A 7,633-nucleotide genomic window follows, 5' to 3' on the forward strand; every position below is an offset into this window, starting at 1 on the left:
ATGCACGTCTCCCCGTACGACTCCGTCGACCAGCTGCCGACGGCGGAATGGGACGCTCTGGTAGTCGGTTCGACGGTCTACTCCAGCAGCGGCTTCGCCGGCGTACGCGCCGAGGAACTGCCGCCTGGAGCCGAGGCCCGTTACTTAATGGCGCGCGACGAGCGGGGAGCGCCGGTCGCCGGAGCCGAGACGTATGCGTTCGCGCGTCCGCCGCATCTGCTCTACACCCCCGCCGACCTGCTCGCGGGTCTGATCGACGAGGAACGCCACGCCCATCTCGCGGCCCGGCCCCTGGTGCTCGGCGCGGGCTGGTCGGAGTTCCGGGGCCAGCTGCCGGGCCGGGACGGGGTGACGGCGCCGGAGCGCTCGGCTGCGGTGCGCGCGCTCACCGCGGGGGCCCTCGACATCGCCGGGACCGCCGGTGCGAGCGTGCTCGGGTACTACTACCTGCCCCGGGCGGAGGCGCTGGAGGTCGCCGAGGCCCACGCCGACGAAGGAGCCGTACTCCTCTACCACGACGTCGAGACCGTCCTGCCCGTCGGCCTGTGGCAGAACCTGGACGACTACCTGGCCTGGCTGCCCTCCGGCCGGCGGCCCCGGGCCCGGCGCGAGCGCAGGGACTTCGGCCGCAGCGGACGGACCATCCGGGAGGTCTCGCTTCCCGAGGTCGTCAAGGAGATCGCCCCGCTCAACAGTGCGCTGATGCGCCGACACGGACACGAGTACGGCGAGGAGCGCGCGGCGGCCGTGTACGACCGTCAGGGCCGGCACCTCGGCGACCGCAGCACGCTGCTGCTGGCGGAGGACGCCGGACACCCCGTCGGTTTCGCGCTGCGGTACCGGCACGGCGACACGCTCTACGCGCGCGTGGCCGGTTTCGACTACTCGGTGCCCAACGTGGCCGACTATTTCAACCTGGTCTTCTACCACCCCGTCGAGTCGGGCGTCGGCCGCACCGTCCGGGCGATCCACCTCGGTCTGGGCACCTTCCAGGCCAAGCTGGCGCGTGGTGCCCAGCCGAACCCCCTGTACAGCGTGTTCGTGGGCGTGGACCGGCCGTTGGCGGCGGACGAGAAGAAGGTCCGCGAACGCAACCGGGCCGAGGCCGAGGCATTCGCCGCCGAGTACGGCAGGTTCGTGGTGGGCGGGCTGAACACCGACGACTGGCTGCTGTGAGCAAGAGGAGGAAGCGCACATGCCTGATGTGAAGCACTTCGAGTCGATCGACGACATCGACCGGGACGCCTGGGACGCGCTCGCGCCGGGCAGCTGCTTCTACCAGGGCCACGCCTGGCTGCGCGGTCAGGAGCGGCCCGACTTCGCCACCCCTGGATACCTCACGGTCGAGGCCGACGGCGAACTCCTCGCCGGGACGCCGTACTACGACTTCCCGGCCGAGAACGCGCCGCCCCTGCCGGACGTAGCCGAAGGCCGCACCGTGCTCAGACTCGGCACCCGCACCGGTTACCACAACGAGTTTCTGCTGCCGAAGGATCCCGGCACGGCGCCGGAGGCACTCGACGCCCTGGTCGCCGGTGCCGCCGAGCGCGCCGCCGCACTGGACTGCGACGCGCTGCTCTTCGACTTCCTCACCACCAACAGTCTGCGGCTGCTCGCGAGCCGGTTCGAGGTGCGGGCCCAACTGCGGGCCGCCGAAGCCGTGGTGCACAACGACGGCGGAACCTTCGAGTCCTACCGGCATCTGCTCGGCCGGAACGTCCGCAAGCGCGAGTACGAGATCCGGCGCTTCGCGGGCTCCGGGCTGCGCGTGGAGACAGCCCCGCTCTCCGCCTGCGTCGACGAGTTCGCGCCCCTGGTCGGCCAGACCATGGACCGCTACGGCGCCTCGCTCGACCCCGCGGAGATCCACACGTTCCTGACCGTCCAGGCGCGCTGTCTGGACGACCTGAGCACGGTGTTCCGCTGCGTCGACGAGGAGGGGCGCCTGGTCGGCGCCAACCTGAGCTTCGACTGGCGGGACACCTGCTATGCCCGGGTGGCCGGCTTCGACTACGCGCGGACGCGGAACGCGTACGAGTACTTCAACGCCGTGTACTACGAACCGCTGCACCACATGGAACGCCACGGCATGACCGCGCTCCACCTCGGGCCCTCCGCTCTGAAGGCGAAGGTGCATCGTGGGGCGTCACTGCACCCGTTGTGGGCGGCCGTCGTCCCGCTGCCGGCCGCTGCGGGCGCCGGGCTGCGGCGCGACGCGGTGGCGGACCAGGCCCTCGCCGACGCGGTACGGGAAGAGGCGGGCGGCGGCATGAGCGACGAGGAGTGGGACCTGAGCCGCGTCACTCCCCTGTGACGGGTGCCTCGCCGTCGGGCGCGTGGACGGGCCACAGCACCGGGCAAAACTCCGGGTCGGAGTAGTCCGGTTGGCCGACGGGGGTCCTGCGGACCAGGGAGTCGTGCTTGTACGGCTCCTGCCGCCCGTCGGAGAGGGTGTGGTCGCGGTAGGTGTTCGTCCCGTCCTGAAGGTGGAACGAGATGGCCCGACGCGGGCGGGGACTGCGGTTGGCGCCGCTGCCGTGGTAGAGGTGGCAGTGGTGGAAGGTCATGTGCCCCTTGGGAATGTGCACCGGAACCTTTTCCACCACGGCGCCGTTCCGCTCCGCGTCACCGTTCAGAAGATACTCGCGCCCCACGTCCCGCGGATCACCGACCGGCCGTGCGGCGCCGTGCCGATGCCGCCAGAGATGGCTTCCGTTCACCATGGTAATCGTGCCCGACTCCTCAGTGCAGTCGTGGAACGGAATGAAAGCGGTCAGCATTTGGTTCGACGAGCAAGTGGGCCAGAAATACTTGTCGAAATGCCAGGACACAATGTTGGACTTCTCGTCGACGATCGGCGGCTTGTAGATCAGCGTCGCCTGGAAAACGCGTATTTCATGCGTCTGCGCCAAACGGGCCGCGACTGCCCCGATGATGGGTTTCCGCAGGATCTTCCCAATGATTTCGTCCTGGTAGTGGATGTAGTCGTTGTTGCGCTGGACGTCACCGTCCGCAGGCGTCCAGTCGGCCAGTCTGTCTGGCCGTAAGGGAAGCTCACGGTCGCGATGACCTGCATAATAGCGCTCGCTGGCCTCCGTCAGAGCGTCCGCTTCATCGTCAGTGAGCAGCTTCTCGGACAAATACCAGCCGCGCTCCGAATAAATCCGGACATCTTCCTCGCGGGGGAGCAGGCCGACTTCCTCGGGGGTAAGTCCAGAATGGTCGTACATCCCTCGACTCCTGTTACCGAAAATGGGGTGCAACAGCGGCATCGCCCCTCACGGTAGCGGACGGGAGTGCCCCATGCTAGCGTTGCAGTGATTTTTTCACAGAGGGTTTGACCGGGGGTTGGAGTGGCCATATTCGACAGGGATACCCGAATCCTTGTTGCGGAGAACAAAGACTTCCGCAACATCTGGCTGGGGGAAACCTCGGCGCATTTCGGCGGACAGTTGACCAGTTTTCTCCTACCCCTGATCGCGGTCACCTACCTCCACTCCGACGGCACGGGCGTGGGCCTCGTCTCGGCCGTGCAGTTCCTCCCCGTCGTGGTGCTCTCGCTGATCGCCGGTGTCATGGTCGACCGGTATCCGCCGCGCCGCACCCTCGTCACTGCCAGCCTCGCGCAGGGCGCGGCGCTGGCGGCGCTGGGCGCCTTCCAGGCGGCCGACGGGCTGACCTTCGGCCAACTCGTCGGCGCCGCCGCCGTCATCGGTGTCGCCACCGTCTTCTACGAGGTCGCCTACCAGTCCACGCTCCCCAGGATCCTGCCGCTGGGCTCCATCGCCGCGGCCAACGGTCTGCATCAGGCGACGTACTCGGTCAGCACCCTCGCCGGACCGTCCGCGGCCGGCTTCCTCGTCGGCAGGCTGGGGTTGTCGCCGGCCCTGACGGTGGCCGCCGCGTGCTCCGCGGGTGCCGTCGTCAGCGGTCTGCTGCTGCGGGGCGTCAAGGCCCCCGAACAACCTCGTGAGTCAGCGCTGAAGGCGATCGGCTCCGGGCTCCGCTACACCTGGTCACTACGCCCGATCCGGGACCTGTGCGTCCAGGCCGGTCTGTCGAACCTGCACGAGAAGGCCTTCCTCACCATCTTCCTGGTGTTCGCCGTCCGCGGGCTCGACATGAGCGGCACCACCGTGGGCGTGGTCATCGGTATCGGCAGCGTGGGTGCCCTGCTCGGTTCACTCTGCGCCAACCGGCTCACCAAGCGGTGGGCCGTCGGCGGCGTGCTGGCCCTGGGGGCGGTGCTGGCCGCGCTCGGCCTGCTGCTCGTTCCGATCGTCAGTCATGTCGGCGTGTTCGTCGCCGTGCTCGCGTCGGTCGCCATGATGCTGAACGGCTTCGGTGTGGCGCTGTTCAACGTGTTCGCCGTGAGCCTGCGGCAGGCCATTCCGCCGGAGCACCAGATCGGTGCGGTGACCGCGAGTTATCGGCTGGTCGCCCTGGGCACGCTGCCCCTGGGCGCCGTCGTCGGTGGTGCCCTGGCCGATGCGCTGTCCCCCGGCACGGCCCTCTGGGTCGTCGGGCTCTCCTACCTCGTTGTCTCGTTCTGGCTGACCCTCTCGCCCCTCCGGGGGGCCCGCACCCTGGAGGAGGCGCAGCGCCTCGGCCGTACGGCGGAAGCGTCCAGGACCGAGGACACGGACAGGTCCCCCTCGGCCTGAGAGCGATGTCAGGGCTCGGCGCTCACACGGAAGCGCGTGCGCCGGGCATGCCTGCGGGAAAGATTCGCTCGTGCTGGGTGCGGCATACGAGGCGGCCCTGATGGATCACCACACGGTCCGCTCGGGCGTCCGCCATGGCATCGGCGAGGGTGTCCGCCCGTACGGCCATCAGCTCTGCGGGCGCCCCTGGTTCGATGGGTGTGCGGGCCAAGCCCATGACCGTCCGTGCCGCGCCGCTGACGGCATCGTAGGCGGAACGCGGCGACAGGTGACCCGCCAGGACCAGCAACGAGGCCGTCTCCATGGGGTCGAACCGGCCTAGGGGGTTGAACGGATCCCGCGCATTGTCCCCACCGCCCGCCACGGTGACTCCGGCGGCGCGCAGCGAAGCGATCGCCGTCAGCCCTCTCGGCATGGCGATCGTCCGCCCGGTGCTCAGCCGCTGCCACGACCGTGGTCAGGGTGATGGCGGCGGGGACCGCCTGGACGAAGAAGATGCGGACGCTGGAACGGACGCTACCTCGACATCAACTACGGCGACACGGCTATGTACGTCGAGCAGCCGCCGGTCTCCGATGCAACCTGCTGCAGGGGAGGTATCTGTGTGCTCCGGAACTGGAACCCACCATGAGGTAAGGGTATCTGCAGGTGACGGAAGTCATCGCAGGGGCCCGTTTCTCGTTTCCGGGACCGTTGTGAAACATCACACAGCTCGGCCATGTCGTATGGCAGGCCCCGCAGCGTGAGCTAACTCACGGGCGGGGCCTGTCGGCGTCTGCGTGGCCGTCGGCGGTGCCGCTCCCGGGGTTCAGAAGGCGTAGCGCACGCGTAGCCAGGGCGTGTGGTGGTCGATCAGGGCGCGCAGGGTGTGCACGGCCTCCGCTTTGACCTTGTTGCGGTAGCGGATGTTGAGGGCGCCGTTCTCGGAGCGCTTGGCCTGCTGGAGCTCGGGCCGCCACAGGGCTTCCTCGGCTCGGGGGTGCCAGCCGAGGTTGACCTCGTGCAGGTCCCGGTTGTGGGTGAGCATGATCACCTCTGCGGCGGCCTGCTGCTTGACCCGCGGGGGCAGGGTGTCGTCGAGGTGGGTGAGCAGCTCGGCCCAGGCGTCCTGCCAGCCGGGGCGGACGACCACGGGCGAGAGGTTGAAGTGCACTTCGTATCCCGCGTCCAGGAAGTCCGCCGCGACACCGATGCGCTCGGCTACGGGCGAGGTGCGCACGTCGAGCAGCCGGGCGTCGTCCGGCGGCATCAGCGAGAACCGGATGCGGGTGCGGCCACGCGGGTCGAGGGCCAGCAGGTCGGGGTTGACGAACTTGGTGGCGAAGGACGCCTTGGCGGTGGGCCACTGCCGGAAGGCGTGCACCAGGTCCGCGGTGTTGTCGCAGATCAGGGCGTCCACCGAGCAGTCGCCGTTCTCACCGATGTCGTACACCCACGCCTCGGGGTCGCACTGGTTCGGCTCGGCCTTGGGCCCCTGCCGTGCGATGTGCCGCGCGAGGTGGGCGATGATCCGGTCGATGTTGGTGAAGACGGTGATGGGGTTGGCGTATCCCTTGCGCCGGGGCACGTAGCAGTAGGCGCAGGCCATGGCGCAGCCGTTGGAGGCGCCGGGAGCGATCCAGTCCGCCGACCGGCCGTTGGGGCGTGTGGTGAGGGTCTTCTTCTCGCCCAGGACCAGCGTCTCTCCCTTGACGCGCACCCAGCGCTCGACGTTGCCCTCGTTGCCGTGCAGCCCGGGGATGCGCCAGTGGGAGTCCACCGTGGTCATCCGCGCCTCGGGGAACCGGGCGCTGATCTGGCGTCCGCGGGGGGACGCGGCGGCTGCGGGCTCGGCGTAGATCTCCCGCACGGGCAGCAGCCTGCGGGCCGTGGCGGAGGCCCGGAAGTGTGAGTGCGTGCCGGGAGCGGCGGGGCCGGGGGTGAGGGCGTCGAGCCCGAACAGTGCGCCGGAGTCGTCGTCCGGGGTGCCGGACGGGTGGTGCATGAGTGCTCCCGTACGGATGCGTGCGAGGGGGGAGGGGCCGCCCGTCACCGGAAGGCCGGTGGATGAGTTGTGCCGGCTGAGCCGGACACCCGTGGCGCGGGGGCGACGTCGGGTGGTGATGTGATCGCAGGCGCTCGCCGCGATCATCTCCGTGGTCGCCTCGGTTGCGCCTGGCGGCGATGCCCCATGGTGTGCGGGGCGGGCCTGACCTCCAGTCTACCGGCGCGTCGCCTGGTGGAGCCGGGCCTGGGCCCAGGTCCCTCCCTGGGCCCCTGGACCGTCGCCGCGATGTATGAAAACCAGCGAGTCGGTTTCATTGCGTCGCCATCAGAGCCCTGCAGGGGAGCCACGGGTGACCAAACAGGACCGGGCCGTCCGGACCCGTCTCGCGCTGATCCGGTCGGCGGCAGCACAGTTCGAGGCCCATGGGTACGTCCGGACCGGCCTGGCCCGGATCAGCGCGGGAGCCGGCGTCAGGTCCGGTGCGCTGCACTTCCACTTCGCCGACAAGGCCGCCGTCGCCGAGGCCGTCGAGGACGCTGCCGCCCGAGCTCTGCGCGAGGCCGCGGTCCGCGGTCACGGCGGCGACGGCTGCGCTCTGCAACGCCTTGTGGACGTTACGCACCACGTCGCCCGGCTGCTGTGCGCCGACATCGTGGTGCGGGCGGGTCTGCGGCTGAACGTGGAAGGGGCTGCCGGGCGGGTGCGGGAACTGCGCCGGGAACGGCGGGAGTGCGTGCAGGGGCTGCTGGCCGAGGCGGAGCGCAGGGGGGAACTCGCCGCCGGTATGACGCCGCAGCGCCCCAGCGTGGTCGTCGTCACCGCCACGACCGGCATCGAGGTGCTGGCGCGGGAGGACCACGACTGGCTCGCTCGGCCTTCGCTGACCGACCTGTGGCGGTTGCTGCTGCCGTGCCTGGCGGCGCCGCGGCTGGCGGGGGCGGTGGATCCGGCGGGGAGTGATCCGATGCGGAGTGACCTGGCG

The 7,633-nt window shown here is 69.8% G+C and carries 7 protein-coding genes; 4 read left to right on the forward strand and 3 right to left on the reverse strand.

What is annotated here, in order from left to right; all coding sequences use genetic code 11:
- Positions 1-1,176, forward strand: coding sequence for a GNAT family N-acetyltransferase (locus tag C1J00_RS07785; protein WP_180989457.1), 1,176 nt, complete (start codon positions 1-3; stop codon positions 1,174-1,176).
- A gap of 19 nt (positions 1,177-1,195) precedes the next feature.
- The gene (locus C1J00_RS07790; RefSeq protein ID WP_180989458.1) at positions 1,196-2,314 is read left to right on the forward strand and encodes a GNAT family N-acetyltransferase; all 1,119 of its coding nucleotides are present in this window, start codon (positions 1,196-1,198) and stop codon (positions 2,312-2,314) included.
- On the opposite strand, the gene C1J00_RS07795 is transcribed toward C1J00_RS07790, so the two are convergent.
- Positions 2,301-3,230, reverse strand: coding sequence for a phytanoyl-CoA dioxygenase family protein (locus C1J00_RS07795; protein WP_102908292.1), 930 nt, complete (start codon positions 3,228-3,230; stop codon positions 2,301-2,303). The two genes, C1J00_RS07790 and C1J00_RS07795, sit on opposite strands and share 14 nt — an antisense overlap.
- A gap of 123 nt (positions 3,231-3,353) precedes the next feature.
- On the opposite strand from C1J00_RS07795, the gene C1J00_RS07800 reads away from it, so the two are divergent.
- Complete coding sequence (locus tag C1J00_RS07800; protein WP_102908293.1) at positions 3,354-4,664, forward strand: MFS transporter; 1,311 nt, start codon at positions 3,354-3,356, stop codon at positions 4,662-4,664.
- A 22-nt stretch (positions 4,665-4,686) separates the two neighbouring features.
- Here C1J00_RS07800 and C1J00_RS07805 read toward each other — a convergent pair whose 3' ends face one another.
- Both C1J00_RS07805 and C1J00_RS07810 read right to left on the reverse strand, forming a co-directional pair.
- A complete protein-coding gene (locus C1J00_RS07805; RefSeq protein ID WP_102908294.1) occupies positions 4,687-5,079 on the reverse strand; it encodes an amidohydrolase family protein in 393 nt (130 codons plus the stop codon).
- A 393-nt stretch (positions 5,080-5,472) separates the two neighbouring features.
- Positions 5,473-6,648 (reverse strand): spore photoproduct lyase family protein, encoded by a 1,176-nt coding sequence (locus C1J00_RS07810; RefSeq protein WP_102908295.1) that lies wholly within the window; start codon positions 6,646-6,648, stop codon positions 5,473-5,475.
- A 352-nt stretch (positions 6,649-7,000) separates the two neighbouring features.
- On the opposite strand from C1J00_RS07810, the gene C1J00_RS07815 reads away from it, so the two are divergent.
- Positions 7,001-7,633, forward strand: a 633-nt coding sequence (locus tag C1J00_RS07815) for a ScbR family autoregulator-binding transcription factor (protein ID WP_102908296.1), incomplete at its 3' end; no start/stop codon positions are given.

The sequence above is a fragment of the Streptomyces cahuitamycinicus genome, assembly GCF_002891435.1.
Classification (GTDB): Bacteria; Actinomycetota; Actinomycetes; order Streptomycetales; family Streptomycetaceae; genus Streptomyces; species Streptomyces cahuitamycinicus.